The organism is Sulfitobacter sp. OXR-159, assembly GCF_034377145.1.
Lineage (GTDB): Bacteria > Pseudomonadota > Alphaproteobacteria > Rhodobacterales > Rhodobacteraceae > Sulfitobacter.
Genome location: NZ_CP139707.1, coordinates 558,686 through 572,271, shown reverse-complemented (window position 1 = coordinate 572,271; position 13,586 = coordinate 558,686). Strand labels below are relative to the sequence as shown.

Here is a 13,586-nt window from a genome sequence, read left to right as displayed (position 1 = left end):
TACGATGGCCGTTACGCGCCAGATGGCCTGATGCCCGAACAACAGTTGAACCGATAAGGCCGCCCGCTAGTATGCCCTGGCGCTTTTTATTACGGCCTCGGCCAAAGACCGCTGCCTCCGGTAGGAGGGCGGAACCCAGCGGGTGTAGGCGTCGTTAACCCTATGAAGATGCACTAGGAGGAATGGCTCATGTGGACGTACGAATTCCTGATACTGATCACGGCCGCGGTGGCCTTGGTACTCGTGGCAAAGCAGCGCCCCCAGCCCCGGCAGGCCCGCGCGATTGCGCCCCGCCCTCGGGCAAACACCACACCCAAAACTCGGTATTGAGCGACTTTCGCCGATTTAGCTGCTCTGCTTTTAGCGCTTTCGCGATTCTACCCTCACCTTTCGGCCTCCGTCCTTGCCTGCACATCGGTTTCCGCCATGATGCGCGCAACAGAGGGAGCCGACGTTGGACACGATTGAATATTTCTACTCCGCCCATTCCGCTTACGCCTATCTCGGGCATCGCAAACTGCTGGAAATTTGCGCCGCCCGTGGTGCGAAGCTCATCCACCGTCCCTTTGATCTTTATCCGGTGATCGCAGCTGGTCGGGTGTCCCATTTTCGTGGCTTCACCCCCCATTATATCGACTATTTCTTTGGCAGAGAGATCACCCGTTGGGCGCAGTATCGCGGGCTGGACATCCTCAACCACCGCCCCACGCATCACGACAATACGCTCGACCTTTCAAACGGTTACCTAATCGCCGCAGCGCGGGCTGGGCGCGATGTCGATGCGCTTTCCTTTGCGATTCTTCAGGCGCATTGGCGCGATGATATCGATCTCGCGAATCCCGAGCATCTGCGCCGCGCGACCGCTGCGATTGATCCCGACAGCGACGCTCTGATCGCGCAGGCGACGGATGCAGACGTTCAGACCATTCACGCCGAGAACACCGAAGAGGCGATCGCCCGCGGCATCTTCGGCTCGCCCAGCTATTTTCTGAATGGAGACATGTATTACGGCCAAGACCATCTGGAATTGATGGATCACGCCTTTGACCAACCCTACCGCGACACGGGCTTTTACAACCCGCCGAAAGACGGGTGAGACGCGCCAAAAGCGCTGCGTTCTTCAATTTTGGGTAGTGGCGGACCGAGGAGGATTCGAACCCCCGACCCCCTGATTCGTAGTCAGGTACTCTATCCAGCTGAGCTATCGGTCCACTGAGCGGGGGTTTAGTCTTAGCCCCGGGGAGTTGCAAGCCCTCGTTTTGAGGAAATGCAATTTTATGCGAAAATCTATAGGGTGCCGTCCCCCTTGGGCAGTGTTATGTCAAAAACAGTCCCTTCCGGCCCACTGCTGCGCAGGGCCAAGGTGCCGCCGTGGCCGCGCACCAGTTCGGATGCGATCACCAGACCCAAGCCCGACCCACCTTTGCGCGCACCGCCCTGAAACGCGGTAAAAAGGTGCTCTCGCGCTTTCGGTGGCAGGCCGGGGCCGGTGTCGCTGACGGTGACGCACCACGCATCGCTCATATCCTCGGCCCGCAAATAGACTTCGCCCGGTTTGCCGGTGGCGGTAATCGCTTGCCGGGCGTTCCGCATCAGATTGGCCAGCACGCGGTACATTTGTTCGGGGTCCGCACGCACGGTCAGATTCGCGGGGATGTCGGCGGCAAAGCTGATGTCGCTTTCGGGGTCGGCAAGGCGTTCGCCGTCGATGACCTCTTCTACCAGTTCTTCCAGCAGCATGAGGGTCAGCGTCGGTCCCGGCTCTTCGGCCTTGCCGAAAGCCAGTGTCGATTCGCATAGGTGCACCGCACGGGTGATGGAACTGACGAGCTTGGGCGCCATGCGTTTGACCGTTGGGTCTTCGGACATCTCGATCCGATCGGTGAACAGCTGCGCCGAGGTGAGGATATTGCGCAGATCATGGCTGATCTTGCTGACCGCGCTGCCCAATTGGGCCAAACGCTCTTTCTGTTTCAGCGCCTGTGTCAGGTCCGTCTGGAGCTTCTGAAGCGCCACCTCAGCCTCGCGCAATTCGGTAACACTGGCGGAGGGCTCAATGATCCGCCGGGCGTCCTCGGGCGCGGCGGCGTAGCGCTGCATATGCCCTGCCACCCGCTTGATCGGCTTGAGCAGCAAAGCCCGCATAGCAAAAAACAAAAGCACCGCCGTGATGACTGAGATCACCGCCGAGAGGATGAGGATGCGAATCCCGTAGTCGAGCATGGCCACACGCATCGGCGCGGTCTCCATCGTGACTTCGATCAACAACCCCGCCTCGCGCACCGGGGCGCCGATCACGCGGACCACCTCATTGCCGGGCCGGAACAGTCGCAGCATGGCATCGCGGATCAACACCGTCGCCGAGGCATCGCGCAAATCATAGGTTTGCGACACCATCCGCGGCATCGGAGAGGCCAGCACCAATTGCCGCGCTTCGTCCCGGCGCAGTACCACGTTGAAGACCTCGGCGTTGCGCAGCAGCTCCGCCTCCAACTCCGGGTCGAGCATATCGTCGGCCAAAAGCGCCAGCGACGCGATCTGCGCCCGCTCCAGCCGGGTCAGCATATATTCCTCGCGGAACCGCGCGATGGAGGGGACGAAAATCAGCACTTCGGCCAGCATCACAAAGATGGTGGTGAGGATCAGCAAACGGCCAGAGAGCGAGTGAATCATGTGCTATCTCAGGGCAACAGGCGCTGCACGGCGCGCACAACCGTTTTAACCAACGCGCTTTCGAAGAGGCGCGGACTGAAATAGGCCCCCGCCGCGCGTTTGTTGACTTCCGAGATCGTGGGGTAAGGAGCGACCATAGCGGCAATCTGGCTCATCTTCATGTTATTGACCAGCGCAAGTGACCACAGGGTGATCAGTTCACCCGCCTGATGGCCGACGATGCTGGCCCCGACCGGGCGGCCCTTGACCACCATGACCTTGATGAACCCTTTGGTCTGACGTTCGGCGATGGCGCGGTCGTTGTGGTTATAGCGAAAACGCACGACCTCCAGTTTGTCGCCATGTTCTTCCCGCGCCTGCGCCTCGGTCAGCCCGACCTGCGCCAGCTCCGGCGCGGCATAGGTGACCCATGGGATATGGTGTAATTTGGTCTTGCTCGGCAGGCCAAAAAGGATCGAGCGGATCACAACCCCGGCGTGATAGCCCGCCACATGGGTGAATTGCAGCCCGCCTGCCACGTCGCCAATAGCATAGACGCGGCGGTTGCTGCTGCGCAGGCTGTCATCGACCTTGATGCCTGCTTTGGTGGTCTCTACCCCGGCCTTATCCAGGTCGAGCCGGTCGATGTTGCTCTTGCGCCCCACGGCCATCAGCAGATGCGAGCCCTTGACCACACGGCCATCCTTGGTCTCAACCGTGATCGCGCCCGCCGCGCCACTGACCTTGGCGGCATCGCTGCCTTCTTCAAAGACCACTCCCTCGTCCCGCAGGGTCTGCAAAACCACCTCGGACAATTCGGGGTCATCCTTGCCAAGCGCGCGGCTACCTTCGATCACGGTGACTTTGCAGCCCATTCGCACATGGGCCTGCGCCATCTCGATGCCGATGGGGCCACCCCCAATAATAATCAGATGCTCCGGCTTCTCACGCAGATCAAAGAGGGTTTCGTTGGTTTCATAAGGCACATCCTTCAGCCCCGGAATCGGCGGCACCAGAGGGGATGATCCTGTGGCGACAACAATGCGCCGCGCGGTGATGATCGTATCACCCGCCTGCACCTCTTTATCGGAAATGAAGCGCCCGTATTCGCGGATCACCCGCACGCCCAGTCCTTCAAACCGCTCAACCGAATCGACCGGCGCGATTTGCGAGATCACATTGGCCACGTGATCCTTGGCGGCCGCGTAATCCACCGCTCCGGCGGCATTCGCGACCCCATATTGCGCACTGTGCTGTTGAGCATGGGCGGTCTTGCCGGTCTTGATCAGCGCCTTCGACGGCACACAGCCATAGTTCAGGCAATCGCCGCCCATCTTGTGCCCTTCGAGCAAGGTCACATCCGCGCCCATCTGGACGCCCCCCGCCGCCACCGACAACCCGCCAGAGCCTGCGCCGATGATCAGAACGTCGGTTTTAATACGAGTGGTCATTTCAGCAGATCCTTCTTGCCGGTAAATGTCTTGATCACCACAGGCAGCAGCGACAGAACGCAAAGACCCAGAATGGGCAGCAAAATATGGGGTTCAAAGATGATCCCGAGGTCCGGCGTCTCACCTCGGGCAAAGACTGCACCTAGCCCAGCCCCGACTGAGGTAAAGACCAGCGCCCCCGCCATGATGCCGAAAAACGTGGAGATGGCGAAACGAAACAATGGCACGCCAAGGAATGCGGGCACCAGATTCGCAACGAAAAACGGCACCACCGGCACGAGCCGGATAAAGAAGAGCATCGACCACTGGTTATCGTCGATCCCTGCCTTGATCTTGCGCACCACCCCATCAGAGGCATCCATCCGCTCTTTCAGCCGGTCGCCCAGACCCCATTGCGCCGCCAGGAAGATCACGATCGCGCCGAGTGTGGCCCCACCCACGTTATATAGGACACCGGGAAACAGCCCGAACAGAAAGCCGCCAGTTAATGTCGCCACTGTGGCCCCCGGTAGGGAGAATGCCACGATCACTACATAGGCGGCGACAAAGACCAGCGCGGTCAGCAGGTAGTTGTTGTCGCGAAAGGCGATGAGCGCCTCACGATTGTCGCGCAGGGCGTCGAAACTGAGGTAATCGCGCAGGGTGAATGCGCCGATGGCGGCGACCACCACGATCACCGCAAGGGGCAGGTAGCGCATCAGCGCGGGCTTACTCTGGTCTTGACGGCTCATTTTAACACTTTCATTGGGCCTAGATCAGACCGTTTGTCGTTTCGTTAATGATGGCGTGAACCAGCGCGCAGGAACAGGCTCCTCACGCGCGCTTGATAGGACTTGTGCCCAGAGCCCCGATTCCGCAGGGTAGAAGGGCGAACTGAAACAAACCGCGCCCTTCTGACCGGCATTTTGTTGCAAAGCGCAGTTTTTCCGCCTCAGGGGGTTTGACTTGCGCGCCCCGCCCCATTAGAGGACGGGCTTGAATTGACGCTGGCCGCGGTGGAACCCTTCAAGTGATTCCGTGCCCAGCCAGCTTTAGATGGAGACGGAGCGATGAAACGCACCTTTCAACCCTCGAACCTCGTGCGCAAGCGGCGCCATGGTTTCCGCGCGCGCATGGCCACCAAAGCCGGCCGTAAGATCATCAATGCACGCCGCGCGCAGGGCCGGAAATCGCTGAGCGCGTAAGCGCCCTCGATCTTCGGAACCAGAGTATGACACCGCCGGAGGCACCCTTGAATGGCACTTGCGCCACGAAGGGGAACCCTGCCCCGGCGGTTTCTCTGCGTCTGGAAACCCTGACTAAACGGGCGGACTTTCAGCGTGCCAGCCGCGCCAAACGTGTGGCGACCCCCGGATTTATTCTACAAATGCGACCCCGCCGGGAGTTTGAGCCCAGTGCGGCGACCATTCGCGTGGGATTTACCTGCTCGAAAAAGGTCGGCAACGCCGTTGCCCGCAACCGCGCCAAGCGCCGCCTGCGGGAAATCGCACGGCTGACGCTGCCTCAGACAGGGCGCGCAGGCATGGACTATGTCTTTGTCGGGCGGCGCGAGGCGACAGCGGCCCTGCCTTTCGACCAGTTGCTAGCCGATCTCACCCGCGCGCTTGATATCCTGCACGGGGCGCGCAAATGACCCCCTTGGCGGCGCTGCTCGCCCTGCCGGTGCGCGGCTACCGGCTGCTTTTCAGCCCATGGGTTGGATACAATTGCCGCTACCAGCCCACCTGCAGCGCCTATGCGCTGGAAGCCTTGCAAAAACACGGTGGGCTGCGGGGTGGATGGCTGGCCGCACGGCGCATCGCCCGCTGCCACCCGTGGGGCCACAGCGGGATCGACAACGTCCCAGACTAGCGCCACGCTTGCGGCAAAGGGGTAAAATGCCCTAGGTGAAGCCAAGCAGATAGTGAGAGACCGACGATGCTGGACGAAACCAACGAGATTCACCCCCTCTTTGCCGGCGCACCGCAAAGCACCGAGTTCAAGAAACTGCGCAAGCGCATCGTCCGCATGACCCGCGAGGCGATCGACCAATACGGTATGGTCGAGCCGACCGCCGAGGGCGCGCCGAAACCCAAATGGCTGGTCTGCCTTTCCGGCGGAAAAGACAGCTACACCCTGCTCGCGATCTTGCATGAACTGCAATGGCGCGGCCTGCTGCCTGTCGAGCTTCTGGCTTGCAACCTCGATCAAGGCCAGCCGAACTTTCCGGCCACCGTGCTGCCGGAATTCCTTGAAAAGATGGGCGTTCCGCATCGCATCGAATATCAAGACACCTACTCAATCGTGATGGACAAGATCCCCGCCGGACGCACCTTCTGCGCCCTTTGCAGCCGTCTGCGCCGGGGCAATCTCTACCGGATCGCGCGGGAGGAAGGCTGCTCCGCCGTGGTGCTGGGGCATCATCGGGATGACATCCTTGAAACCTTTTTCATGAACCTTTTCCACGGCGGACGGCTGGCGACGATGCCGCCCAAATTGGTAAACGAAGAAGGCGATCTGCTCCTCTACCGCCCCCTCGCCCATGTGGCTGAAAGCGATTGTGAACGCTTTGCCACGGCGATGAATTATCCGATCATTCCCTGCGATCTTTGCGGGTCGCAGGACGGGCTTCAACGCCAGCAGGTCAAGGCGATTCTCGACGGATGGGAGGCCAATAGCCCCGGTCGTCGGCAAGTTATGTTCCGCGCCCTGATGAACGCCCGGCCCTCACATTTGCTGGATCCCGAGCTTTTCGACTTTGCCGGGCTTACGCGGAACATTGAGAGTACAGAGCAAGAACAATTTTAGATAATAATCCGCGAAAAACCGGTCTCTGTTAACCCACGACACACCCTAAAGGCGATATCCCACCCCCATCAGCGCAGGCATGGCGCGCATTGAAGAGGGATATCGCGATGGCACATTACCGCACCACTGGGCCCGGGCAACTGCGCCAGTCGCTCGCCGCATTGCTTAGCGGCCAGGCCGCTCTGGCCTTTCTCCCCGCGATGTCATTGCTGGCGTTTTGGATTGGCGGTGAAATGGCCCTGTTTGGCGTCTCCGCCGCGCTGCCGCTTCTTTTTCTTGCGGGGCAGCGGTTTGGCGAGGGGGCGACGTTTCCCCGTGACGCGCACACCGCCATACTACAGCGCAGCACCTTTGAAGAGCTGACCGAACAGGTCTTTCAAAGCGCCCGAACACAGGGGCGCTTGTCGGCAACAAGCTTTATCGCGCTTGAGGATTTTGACCAGATTATCGAACGTTACGGCCAATCTGCCGCAGATACGATTGCGCGGCAAAGCGGCGAACGGTTGCACAGCGCCCTGCGGGATGACGATATCATCGGCAAGATGGGCGAAGCACGTTTCGCCATCTGCACGACCCCGGTCCGCCAGCTTGATCTTGAGCTTTGCATTCAACTCGCCGGGCGGCTTCAGGCCACTTTGGAAGAACCGTTCTTTGTCGATGGAGTTACGATCTATCTCACGGCCTCCGTCGGATTTTGCCTCAACACCCGCGCCCCGGGCGGTGATGGCTCCGCTTGGCTTGCTGCCGCCGCCACGGCGCTGCGCAGCGGCCAGCGGCGCGGGCCATCTTCCATCCGCGCCTTCTCTGACCAGATGCGCCGGGAAACCGAAAGCCGCGCAGAACTGCGCGAGGAGGTCGCGCAGGCATTGGACAGCGGGCAGATTCAACCATGGTTCCAGCCGCAGATCTCAACCGACACCGGCCAAATCACCGGCTTTGAAGCACTGGCGCGCTGGAACCACCCGGTCCAAGGCATGATCCCGCCCTCCGATTTCCTGCCCGCCGTCGAAGAAGCTGGCCTGTTGGAGCGTTTGGCCGAGGTAATGATTTATCATTCCTTCGCTGCGCTCAAAGCCTGGGATAGCTCCGGCACCGAAGTGCCCCAAATCGGTGTGAATTTCGCAGGCGGCGAACTTGCCAACCCTCAGCTCATCGACAAAGTCACGTGGGAGTTGGACCGTTTTGATTTATCCCCCGAAAGGCTCGCAATCGAAGTACTGGAAACGGTCGTCGCTTCTGCCGCCGATGATGTGATCACCCGAAATATAAATGCCCTGCGCAAGCTCGGTTGCCGCATTGACCTTGATGATTTCGGTACCGGCCATGCCTCCATCGCGTCCATCCGCCGCTTTTCGGTAAGCCGGATCAAAATCGACCGTTCCTTCGTCATGAAGGCCGATCGCGACCCCGATCAGCAACGCATGATCAGCGCCATCTTGACCATGGCCGAACGCCTGGGCGTCGAAACCCTTGCCGAAGGGGTGGAGACGGTGGGGGAGCATGTCCTGTTGGCCCAACTCGGCTGTGACCACGTGCAAGGCTTCGGCATCGCCCGCCCCATGCCTTTTGAGCAAACACTTGATTGGATCGCCCGCCACAATGCAAAACTGCAAGATGTGCCCCGCATTATGAACGGGCGCGCCACATAGCGCCGCCGCCCTCGTCCGATATGCACGCGCCAAATGTAGCACGCCGTGCCTACCGCGAGCAGATGATACGCCCCTCGCGCCGAGGCCGCCAAACCCCTTCGGCCCCGGCCCAGTCAAAGCCAGTGCCACAGGCCACCCGCAACCGTCCCCGGCGAAACTCCGCAAAACCCATGCCAGATGGGCCAAAACCACGGTACATTGCCCCCAACCTTACCCGATTCCACTTGACCTTTGGCCCCGCACTCTGTTGAACCCCCGTGATATTCAAAGACATCAGGTGGCGGTCCCCATGGACGAACAGAACAAGAATCTCATCCTTGCCACGGCGCTCAGCTTTGCCGTCATCCTCGTGTGGTTCCTCCTGTTCCCGCCCCCCGAAGCCGACCCTGCGCTAGAACCCGGCACAGAGACCAGCCAAACCATCGAGGGCACCTCGGTCCCCGCCTCCACCGCCGACACCGCTGCCGCGCCCGGCACGGAGGATGGCGAAGGCGCCGCACCCGAAGGCCGCCGCGCGGCTCTGGCGGCTGCCCCCCGCGTGGCCATTGCGACCGACAAGGTCAGCGGCTCCATCTCGCTCATGGGGGGTCGGATCGACGACCTGAAACTGAACGACTACCAAACCACGCTCGACGCAGACGCCGAAATCGTGACCCTGCTCTCCCCCGAAGGATCGAGCGATGCCTATTACGCGCTGCATGGTTGGGCCGCAGGCTCTGGCCTTGCGCCCGATGCCGTGCCGGGTGTCGATACGCTCTGGACCCTGAGTGAGGGCGAAACACTGGGCGTCGACAGCCCCGTCACTTTAAGCTGGGACAATGGTGCCGGTCAGGTCTTTACCCGCACCATCTCGGTCGACGACGAGTATATGTTCGACATCACCCAGAGCGTGACCAACAATGGCGAAGGCGCGGTGAACCTCGCCCCCTTCGGCATGATCGCGCAACACGGGTTGCCCGAAGACCTGAAAAGCTTCTTCATCCTGCATGAAGGCGCCGTGGCCATGGCCAATGGTGAGCTTTCCGAAGTCGATTGGGACGACATCGCCGAAGCCGACGTGAACAGCACCTGGGGCCGCCCCGCCGTGGTCACCGAAGGCGTCACCGAGGGCTGGGTTGGCTTCACCGATCACTATTGGCAGGCCGTGCTGATCCCCGACGCGGGCGAGACCTTTGAGCAGGCGCTCACCTATGACCCGCGCGCCGACACCTACCGCGCCTTCACCCGCCAGCCGACCCGCTCGGTCGCGGCAGGCGAAAGCGTGAGCACCTCCAGCAAGTTCTTCGCGGGTGCGAAGGAGTGGGAAACCCTGCAGGATTACCAAGCCTCCGGTGTGGCCAAATTCATCGACAGCATCGACTGGGGTTGGTTCTTTTTCCTGACCAAGCCGATCTTTTGGCTGCTGCACAACCTCAACCAGCTCATCGGCAACATGGGCGTTGCGATCATCGGCCTGACGCTGCTGATCAAGGCGCTGCTCTTCCCGCTGGCCTATAAATCCTACGTCTCCATGGCGCGGATGAAGGAACTTCAGCCCGAAATGGAAAAGCTGAAGAAAGATGCGGGCGACGACCGTCAGAAGATGCAGCAGGGCATGATGGAGCTCTACAAGAAGAACAAGGTAAACCCCGCTGCGGGCTGTCTGCCGATCCTTCTGCAAATCCCGATCTTCTTCTCGCTCTATAAGGTGATCTTTGTCACGATCGAATTGCGCCACGCGCCCTTCTTTGGCCCGTTCCAAGACCTCAGCGCGCCCGATCCGACCTCGATCATGAACCTCTGGGGCCTGCTGCCCTATGCGGCCCCCGAGCCCGGCTCGATGCTGGCGCTGGTGTTCATCGGTATTCTGCCGCTTCTGCTGGGTATCTCCATGTACCTGCAGCAAAAGCTGAACCCGGCCCCCACCGATCCGACACAGCAGATGATCTTTGCTTGGATGCCTTGGGTCTTCATGTTCATGCTGGGCGGTTTCGCGAGCGGCCTCGTGGTCTACTGGATCGCGAACAACACGATCACCTTCACCCAGCAGTATCTGATCATGCGCAGCCAAGGGTACAAGCCTGACCTCTGGGGCAACATCGCAGGCGGCTTTAAACGCACGCCCAAGGGTGATGCCGCCAATGCAGATAGCAAACCCAAATCGGGCAAGTCGAAAAAGTGATGCAGGTCACCGCGCTCAACCGGCACCCGCTCAAGGCCCATGGCCGCGAGACGGTTGAGCGTGTGACCCTGCGCGCCGGGCAGTCGATGCCCTATGACCGGCTTTGGGCCGTGGCCCATGACGCATCCAAAGCCGCGCCCGGAGATTGGGCGCGGTGCTTGAATTTCACGCGGGGGGCGTCTTCGCCGCAGCTGCAGGCAATCACGGCCAAGCTGGATGAGGCGACAGAGAAGCTGACCTTGCGCCACCCGACGCGCGGCGAGATCACCTTTCACCCCGATCGCGAACAGGCCGCATTCCTCGACTGGGTGCGCCCCTTGGTGGCCGAAGGCCGCGCCGCCCCCGCAGATATCCTGCGGCTCGACGGGCGTGGCTATACCGACAGTGCCGAACCGACGCTCTCGCTCAATAGCCTGGCCTCCCATGCCGCGGTCGAAGCGCTTGCCGGCAGCCCGCTGCAAACCGCCCGCTGGCGCGGCAACATCTGGTTTGACGGCGCGGCCCCGTGGGATGAGTTCGAATGGATCGGACGCGACCTGAAAATCGGCGAGGCGCGGCTGCATGTGTCAAAACGCATCACCCGCTGCCTTGCCACGACCGTGAACACCGACACCGGCGCGCGCGACGTGGATACGCTCGCCGCGCTTGACCAATTGGGTCACCGAGACTTCGGTGTTACCCTGACCGTCACCACCGGCGGAGAGATCGCCGTGGGCGACGAACTGGAGCTGATTTGATGCAAGTGAACTACACCATTGCCGAGGAGCCGGACGCGCCGAGCGCCGAAAAAGGCCGGATGCTTTTCGCCGGTGAGACGACATTCGTCAAAGGCGTGGTGGCGATGGACGGGCTGCCGCCCCCAGACCGCATGGAGGTCTGCTTTGCGGGCCGTTCCAACGTCGGGAAATCGACGCTGATCAACGCGCTGACGGGCATGAAAGCACTGGCGCGGGCCTCGAACACGCCCGGCCGTACGCAGGAGATTAACTTCTTCACGGCCGGCGAAGAGCATTACCTCGTTGACCTGCCGGGCTACGGCTATGCCAACGCGCCGCTGCCGGTGGTCGAGAAATGGCAGCGTCTGCTCAAGCAATACCTTTCGGGCCGTCAAACTCTGCGCCGCGCCTTTGTGCTGATCGACGCGCGCCATGGCGTCAAAAAGGTCGACAACGAAATCATGTCCCTGCTCGACAGCTCTGCCGTGACCTTTCAGGTCGTGCTGACCAAGGCAGACAAGGTGAAAGAAGCCGAGCGCGAGAAAATCCTGACGCAGGTGAAAGACGCGCTGAGCAAACACCCCGCCGCCTATCCCGAGATTGTGGTCACGTCTTCGGAAAAGGGCTGGGGCATCCCTACCCTGCGTGCCATCATCGCCACGCTGGAATAGCACTTTCCGCCGTTATCGGCTTCCCATGGGTCAACAGATGAGAACGCAAGACATGAACCGCGACTGGATCGCCACTGCCCAAACCCTCAGCCAAGCACTGCCCTTCCTGCAACGCTATGCCGATGCCACCGTGGTCATCAAACTGGGCGGCCATGCGATGGGCAGCGACGAAGCGATGGACGAATTCGCCCGCGATGTGGCGCTGATGCGGCAGGTGGGTGTGAACCCGGTGATCGTCCATGGCGGCGGCCCGATGATCAACGACATGCTGGCGCGGCTGAACATCAAATCCGAATTCGTGAACGGCAAGCGGGTCACTGATGCCGCAACTATGGAAGTGGTCGAGATGGTGCTCTCGGGCCTCGTCAATGCGCGGATCGTGCAGGCGATTTCCGAACAGGGGGGACGCGCCGTGGGCGTCTCGGGCAAGGACAGCGGATTGATCGTTTGCGAGCCCGAAGACCCCGCTCTGGGCCTCGTCGGCAACCCGACACAGGTGAACCCGCGCATCCTGCGTGACTTTGCCGACAAGGGCATCATTCCCGTCATTGCACCGCTTGGCATGGGCCGGGGCGGTGAGACCTATAACATCAATGGTGACACCGCCGCAGGCGCCATAGCGGGCGCGCTGAAGGCCGACCGCCTGCTGTTGCTCACGGACGTGGCTGGCGTCAAAGATGGCGCGGGTGAGGTGGTGACCGATCTGACGGCGAGCCAGATCAACGACATGATCGCCGATGGCACCATTGCAGGCGGGATGATCCCTAAGGTTCAGACAGCACTAGATGCACTCGAAGGTGGCGTGCGCGCGGCGGTGATCCTTGACGGGCGGGCGCCCAATGCCTGCTTGCTGGAGCTTTTTACAGAGCACGGCGCGGGCAGCATCATTCGCAAAGGCTAAGGCAAAGCGCTTGCCCCCTGCCCCTGCTTCGCGCCTATGATGGGCCGAGCAGTGAAAGGAATGACATGCGCCGCCTGATCCTAATGCGACATGCGAAATCGGACTGGTCTCACGGCACCAGCGATCATGATCGCCCCCTGAACCCCCGTGGGCGTGGCGCTGCCGAAGCGCTTGGCAATTGGCTACGGGCGGAAGGGTTTGTGCCTGATGTGGGGCTCTGCTCCACGGCGGCGCGCACGCGCGAAACCTGCGCGCTTTTGAACCTGCCTGAAAGCTGCGCGGTGGAACACCTCCGCCAACTTTACCTCGCCGAACCCAATGAGATCATAGCAAACCTGCGCCAGCGGGCGTCTGGCGACACCCTGCTGCTTGTCGCGCATAACCCCGGTATTGCCGCTGCCGCAGCGCTGCTGTTGCAGCAGACGCCCGATCAGGATGCCTTTGACCGCTATCCTTCCGGCGCGACCACGGTGATGGATTTCGATATCGACAGTTGGGCCGACCTCGCCCCCGGTAGCGCTGCGCTGCACGCCTTTACCGTGCCGAAGCAACTGGTCTGAAACGCAAACGCCCCGACCGATTGGCCGGGGCGTTTAGT

General features: G+C 61.2%; 14 protein-coding genes and 1 tRNA gene. 11 read left to right on the top strand and 4 right to left on the bottom strand.

All coding sequences use genetic code 11. The features are described 5' to 3' along the window. Positions 1 to 454: 454 nt before the first annotated feature. Entirely contained in the window at positions 455 to 1,096 is a 642-nt protein-coding gene (locus T8A63_RS02815; protein WP_322344917.1) for a 2-hydroxychromene-2-carboxylate isomerase, read from the top strand. Positions 1,097 to 1,134: 38 nt separating this feature from the next. On the opposite strand, the gene T8A63_RS02810 is transcribed toward T8A63_RS02815, so the two are convergent. From T8A63_RS02810 to T8A63_RS02795, 4 genes are all read right to left on the bottom strand, one after another. Further along, positions 1,135 to 1,211: transfer RNA gene (locus tag T8A63_RS02810), tRNA-Arg, on the bottom strand. 76 nt (positions 1,212 to 1,287) lie between these two features. Then, complete coding sequence (locus T8A63_RS02805; RefSeq protein WP_067627229.1) at positions 1,288 to 2,673, bottom strand: sensor histidine kinase; 1,386 nt, start codon at positions 2,671 to 2,673, stop codon at positions 1,288 to 1,290. A gap of 8 nt (positions 2,674 to 2,681) precedes the next feature. Further along, a complete protein-coding gene (locus T8A63_RS02800; RefSeq protein WP_322344916.1) occupies positions 2,682 to 4,103 on the bottom strand; it encodes a dihydrolipoyl dehydrogenase family protein in 1,422 nt (473 codons plus the stop codon). Next, positions 4,100 to 4,834, bottom strand: a complete 735-nt coding sequence (locus T8A63_RS02795; RefSeq protein ID WP_322344915.1) for a TVP38/TMEM64 family protein — start codon at positions 4,832 to 4,834, stop codon at positions 4,100 to 4,102. Before T8A63_RS02795 ends, T8A63_RS02800 begins: the two co-directional genes overlap by 4 nt. A 318-nt stretch (positions 4,835 to 5,152) precedes the next feature. Here T8A63_RS02795 and rpmH point away from each other — a divergent pair, with 318 nt between their 5' ends. From rpmH to T8A63_RS02745, 10 genes are all read left to right on the top strand, one after another. Next, complete coding sequence (rpmH, locus tag T8A63_RS02790) at positions 5,153 to 5,287, top strand: 50S ribosomal protein L34 (RefSeq protein WP_007118882.1); 135 nt, start codon at positions 5,153 to 5,155, stop codon at positions 5,285 to 5,287. A gap of 26 nt (positions 5,288 to 5,313) precedes the next feature. After that, complete coding sequence (gene rnpA / locus T8A63_RS02785) at positions 5,314 to 5,736, top strand: ribonuclease P protein component (RefSeq protein WP_067941523.1); 423 nt, start codon at positions 5,314 to 5,316, stop codon at positions 5,734 to 5,736. Beyond that, entirely contained in the window at positions 5,733 to 5,954 is a 222-nt protein-coding gene (gene yidD / locus T8A63_RS02780; protein WP_067626496.1) for a membrane protein insertion efficiency factor YidD, read from the top strand. Before rnpA ends, yidD begins: the two co-directional genes overlap by 4 nt. Positions 5,955 to 6,020: 66 nt before the next feature. Beyond that, positions 6,021 to 6,890 carry a tRNA 2-thiocytidine(32) synthetase TtcA gene (ttcA, locus tag T8A63_RS02775; RefSeq protein WP_322344914.1) on the top strand — a complete coding sequence of 290 codons (870 nt, stop codon included), beginning with the start codon at positions 6,021 to 6,023 and terminating at the stop codon, positions 6,888 to 6,890. A gap of 107 nt (positions 6,891 to 6,997) precedes the next feature. Beyond that, positions 6,998 to 8,539 (top strand): bifunctional diguanylate cyclase/phosphodiesterase, encoded by a 1,542-nt coding sequence (locus T8A63_RS02770; protein ID WP_322344913.1) that lies wholly within the window; start codon positions 6,998 to 7,000, stop codon positions 8,537 to 8,539. Between the two features lie 289 nt (positions 8,540 to 8,828). Continuing rightward, positions 8,829 to 10,700, top strand: a complete 1,872-nt coding sequence (yidC, locus tag T8A63_RS02765; RefSeq protein WP_067626501.1) for a membrane protein insertase YidC — start codon at positions 8,829 to 8,831, stop codon at positions 10,698 to 10,700. Beyond that, entirely contained in the window at positions 10,700 to 11,437 is a 738-nt protein-coding gene (locus T8A63_RS02760) for an MOSC domain-containing protein (RefSeq protein WP_322345656.1), read from the top strand. The genes yidC and T8A63_RS02760 overlap by 1 nt, the downstream gene beginning before the upstream one ends. Beyond that, complete coding sequence (gene yihA / locus T8A63_RS02755) at positions 11,437 to 12,087, top strand: ribosome biogenesis GTP-binding protein YihA/YsxC (RefSeq protein ID WP_120351813.1); 651 nt, start codon at positions 11,437 to 11,439, stop codon at positions 12,085 to 12,087. The genes T8A63_RS02760 and yihA overlap by 1 nt, the downstream gene beginning before the upstream one ends. Before the next feature lie 37 nt (positions 12,088 to 12,124). Continuing rightward, positions 12,125 to 12,988 carry an acetylglutamate kinase gene (gene argB / locus T8A63_RS02750; protein ID WP_201722024.1) on the top strand — a complete coding sequence of 288 codons (864 nt, stop codon included), beginning with the start codon at positions 12,125 to 12,127 and terminating at the stop codon, positions 12,986 to 12,988. A 65-nt stretch (positions 12,989 to 13,053) separates the two neighbouring features. Beyond that, the gene (locus T8A63_RS02745) at positions 13,054 to 13,548 is read left to right on the top strand and encodes a SixA phosphatase family protein (RefSeq protein WP_322344912.1); all 495 of its coding nucleotides are present in this window, start codon (positions 13,054 to 13,056) and stop codon (positions 13,546 to 13,548) included. Positions 13,549 to 13,586: the final 38 nt, after the last annotated feature.

Excerpts from the sequence above, each read along its gene's own strand:
- T8A63_RS02800 (WP_322344916.1), bottom strand. The coding sequence starts at position 4,103 with ATGACCACTCGTATTAAAACCGACGTTCTGATCATCGGCGCAGGCTCT.
- T8A63_RS02795 (WP_322344915.1), bottom strand. The coding sequence starts at position 4,834 with ATGAGCCGTCAAGACCAGAGTAAGCCCGCGCTGATGCGCTACCTGCCC.
- yihA (WP_120351813.1), top strand. The coding sequence starts at position 11,437 with ATGCAAGTGAACTACACCATTGCCGAGGAGCCGGACGCGCCGAGCGCC.
- T8A63_RS02745 (WP_322344912.1), top strand. The coding sequence starts at position 13,054 with ATGCGCCGCCTGATCCTAATGCGACATGCGAAATCGGACTGGTCTCAC.
- T8A63_RS02770 (WP_322344913.1), top strand. The coding sequence starts at position 6,998 with ATGGCACATTACCGCACCACTGGGCCCGGGCAACTGCGCCAGTCGCTC.
- argB (WP_201722024.1), top strand. The coding sequence starts at position 12,125 with ATGAGAACGCAAGACATGAACCGCGACTGGATCGCCACTGCCCAAACC.
- ttcA (WP_322344914.1), top strand. The coding sequence starts at position 6,021 with ATGCTGGACGAAACCAACGAGATTCACCCCCTCTTTGCCGGCGCACCG.
- T8A63_RS02760 (WP_322345656.1), top strand. The coding sequence starts at position 10,700 with ATGCAGGTCACCGCGCTCAACCGGCACCCGCTCAAGGCCCATGGCCGC.
- yidC (WP_067626501.1), top strand. The coding sequence starts at position 8,829 with ATGGACGAACAGAACAAGAATCTCATCCTTGCCACGGCGCTCAGCTTT.
- rpmH (WP_007118882.1), top strand. The coding sequence starts at position 5,153 with ATGAAACGCACCTTTCAACCCTCGAACCTCGTGCGCAAGCGGCGCCAT.
- rnpA (WP_067941523.1), top strand. The coding sequence starts at position 5,314 with ATGACACCGCCGGAGGCACCCTTGAATGGCACTTGCGCCACGAAGGGG.
- T8A63_RS02805 (WP_067627229.1), bottom strand. The coding sequence starts at position 2,673 with ATGATTCACTCGCTCTCTGGCCGTTTGCTGATCCTCACCACCATCTTT.
- yidD (WP_067626496.1), top strand. The coding sequence starts at position 5,733 with ATGACCCCCTTGGCGGCGCTGCTCGCCCTGCCGGTGCGCGGCTACCGG.